Origin of the sequence: Kitasatospora sp. NPDC059577 (assembly GCF_042735475.1) — a bacterium.
Classification (GTDB): domain Bacteria; phylum Actinomycetota; class Actinomycetes; order Streptomycetales; family Streptomycetaceae; genus Kitasatospora.
Genome location: NZ_JBHWBZ010000045.1, coordinates 12,706 through 16,149, shown reverse-complemented (window position 1 = coordinate 16,149; position 3,444 = coordinate 12,706). Strand labels below are relative to the sequence as shown.

Below are 3,444 nucleotides of genomic sequence, written 5' to 3'. Positions count from 1 at the left end.
CGCGGGGGCTGGTTGTGCGGGGGGCGTGCCCGGGGGTTCTGGGGCGGGGCGTTGCGTAGTGGGGGGACCTGGCCCCCGGACCCGGCGGTCGCGGCGGCGGGCCCCGCGGCGACGGTGGCGGCGAGCGGGGAGGCCGCGACGGCACCGGCGAGATCGGCGAGCGCCCGGGCCTGGGCGGGCTGCGGGCGGAGCAGACCGTCCGTCAGCACCCGGTCGAAGGCGTCGACGACGGCGAGGGCCTCGTCGAGACCGGCGACCGGCGAGGAGAGGACGTCGGTGCGCATCACGCCACCGCCCGCGTCGTCGGGAACCAGTGCAGGTCGGGCAGCGGAGCGGTCACCGGGGCGTGCTCCAGGTACTCCAGGTGGTTCAGGAACCGGGCGAACACCGCGGCGGCCGGGGACGCGGCGGCCTTGGCCGGGCGGGCGGCGGTCATCGTGCCGCCGATGTCCCGGGCGCTGGGGCTCTGCGCGCCGGTGTCCACCCGCAGGTAGCGGGCGACGCGCTCGCCGCCGAACTGCTCGACGGCCTCGGTGATCAGGGCGTCCAGGTGCTTGCAGTAGCTGCCCCTGGCACCGCCGCAGGGCCGGTTGTTGTTGGTGCTGCACGCGAACTCGAAGGTGCCGGCCGCGATGGCCGACACGTAGACCCGGCCGATGTCCGAGCCGCTGGAGACGACGCCCTGCAGGCGTCCGTCGGCCAGCTCCACGAACGGGACCTTGGCGAGCTTGCGCGGCCGGACGGGCGGGACCACCCGGGCCGTACTCGCATTCTCCCAGGCAGGCGAAAGCACACCATCTCCTCAGGATTCGGGGGAACGTACGCCGCAACGGCGGCGCTTGTGGTGATGAACGTAGTGGTGGCCACTGACACCGACGGTCGTGACCGGGCCCGGCGGTCGTGACCCTCTGACTGACGCCCTGTCGGGGCGGGTCAACGGCCGTTGCTGCGCACCCCGTTGACGGCGCCCCGGTGCGGCATGTGAAATGGCACATGTCACTGGTTCGCGGGTCGAGGTCCGCGGACCGAGGGCCACGTCCTGCCGTGCGGCCGCGCCGCCCGATTGGAACGTTCAAACGCCCCGCCCGGCGACACGTGACCGGCCCGCTGCCCCCCACGGCACCGCGCGACGCCACATGACACCCCCACACACCCCCACACCCCCCACAGGAGCGCACGTGCGCCTGCTCCCGCACCGCCTCGCGGCACCCCTGCTCGCGCTGGCACTCGCCACGACCGGCCTCGGAACCCTCGCCCTCGGCACGGCCGCCCCGGCCGCCGCCCTGGGCAACGGCAACGCCCTCACCCCGCCCATGGGGTGGAACTCGTGGAACTCCCTCGGCACCGAGGTCACCGAGGAACAGGTCGTCCAGACGATCGACTTCATGGCCGCCAACGGCCTGGTCGCCGCCGGCTACGACACCGTCACCATCGACGACGGCTGGTCGCTCTGGCACCGGGACGGCCAGAGCACCGACTTCGTCCGGACCCCGAGCGGATCGATGCAGCTCTACGACGCCGCCGGGAACCCGGTGAGCGGCACCGACGGCACCGGCAACGACCCGACCTCCGGCCACCTCGTCCCGCGCCCCGACCACTTCCCCTCGCAGACCGTCGACGGCCGGACCGTCAACGGCATCCAGTACCTGGCCCGGTACGCGCACACCAAGGGCCTGAAGTTCGGCCTCTACGCCACCGACACCTACGAGACCTGTCAGATGCACCCCGGCAGCCTCGGCCACGAGACCACCGACGCCGCCGACTTCGTCGCCTGGGGCGTCGACTTCGTCAAGTACGACGACTGCCCCTACGGCCCGCCGATCACCGGCCCGGACGGCCACGACTACGGCACCCAGGGCATCGGCAAGGAACTCACCCGCTCCGTCTACACCCGCGTGCAGACCTTCCAACACGCCCTCGACGCCGCCTCCGCCGCCCAGGGCCGCCCGAAGGTCACCCTCAGCGTCTCCGCCCAGCCCGCCCACACCGGCGTGCCCCACCTCCTCGACCCGGCCGACCCGGCTCGCACCGACCCCGTCGTCCTCAGCGCCGGGACGGCGCCGTTCACCGCGCCGGGCTACGCCCCGACGGGCGTGTGGTGCGGGCAGGTGGCCAACCTGTGCCGGATCGGCGGGGACCGCGACAGCGAACTCGACGGCGTGCTGTGGAACGGGCAGCTGCGCACCGCCCTGCAGTACCCCGGCAACGTGCGCCCGGGCAGCTGGAACGACCTCGACATGATGTTCACCGGCTGGAACGACGTGTACGGCCTCTACGGCACCACCGACACCTGCACCTGCCACAAGCCGTTCACCGACGACGAGTCGCGCACCGAGACCTCCGTCCTGTCGATGCTCGCCGCCCCGCTGATCTCCGGCGCCGACCTGCGCACCGCCGCTCAGTCGCAGCACAGCGCGAACGGTGCCACCTGGTCCACCGGGATCGGCGCGTCGAGCCTGGCGGTCCTCAAGAACGCCGACGTCATCGCCGTCGACCAGGACGCGCTCGCCAAGCCCGCGACGCTGGTCGGCGCCGCGCCGACGGACCCCAGGGCACCGGTCGTGCTCAAGCGGCAGCTGGCGAACGGGGACACCGCCGTGCTGCTGGTCAACCAGGACCCGGACAACTGGCGGACGATCGGCAGCGACCTCACCGCGCTGGGGCTGACCGGCGCGTTCACGTCCAAGGAACTGTGGACCGGCACGACCGGTACGGTCGCGGCCGGCGGCACCGTCGGCGGCGCCTGGGTGGCCCCGCACGGCGTCGCGATGTTCCGGCTCACGCCGAAGGCCGGCACCGTGCCGGCGGCGGTCGTGGGCGACGGGAAGTACCACGCGCTGGGAGCCGGCGGCACCGCAGGCCTGGTCCTGGAGGTCGCCGGCACGTGCAGCTCGCCGCTCACCTCCCCCGCCGACGTCAACACCTGGTGGCCCACGCACACCTCCGAGCAGTGGACCTTCACGGCCAACCCCGACGGCACCGTGCGGATCAGCGACAACTGCGACACGGCCACCCACGCCCACACCGTGCTGTCGGCGGGCACCGCGGCCGGCAACAGCGCCTACCTGCTGGACTACACGCCGGGCAACGCGTGGCAGGAGTGGCGGGTCGGCGGGAACGCCGCGACCGGCGCGCTCACCATCACCAACGTCGCGACCGGCCTCGCGCTCGGCGCCGTCGGCGGCACGGCCGGCTCGACGGTGACCACCGAGGCCGTGAACGGCGCGGCCCCCGGGCAGAGTTGGAGCGTCCTGTCGTGATCGTGTAGTTCCTCCCAGCCAGGTCGTGAGGGCGGCCCCGGGCCCACCGGATGCCGCCCTCCTACCGAGGTCCCGCGCGCCGTTCCCGGTGGGCGGGAGCCCACCCAAGCCGGCGGCCCGCCCGCCCCACGCCTCGCCCAGGCCGGCGCGACCGCGGCCCAGCCGGGCCCCCCCCTCCCCCCCG

At 74.0% G+C, this 3,444-nt stretch carries 2 protein-coding genes and 1 pseudogene; 1 reads left to right on the top strand and 2 read right to left on the bottom strand.

Going from position 1 to position 3,444, the window contains the following annotated elements:
- Nucleotides 1-83 precede the first annotated feature (83 nt).
- Nucleotides 84-314, bottom strand: a pseudogene (locus tag ACFV0O_RS28385) (hypothetical protein); the annotation flags it as partial.
- Entirely contained in the window at nt 284-793 is a 510-nt protein-coding gene (locus tag ACFV0O_RS28380) for a hypothetical protein (RefSeq protein ID WP_380346513.1), read from the bottom strand. The gene ACFV0O_RS28380 and the pseudogene ACFV0O_RS28385, both read right to left, overlap by 31 nt.
- A 385-nt stretch (nt 794-1,178) precedes the next feature.
- On the opposite strand from ACFV0O_RS28380, the gene ACFV0O_RS28375 reads away from it, so the two are divergent.
- Nucleotides 1,179-3,260: an alpha-galactosidase gene (locus ACFV0O_RS28375; protein ID WP_380346512.1), complete on the top strand. Its 2,082-nt coding sequence runs from the start codon at nt 1,179-1,181 to the stop codon at nt 3,258-3,260.
- Nucleotides 3,261-3,444 lie beyond the last annotated feature (184 nt).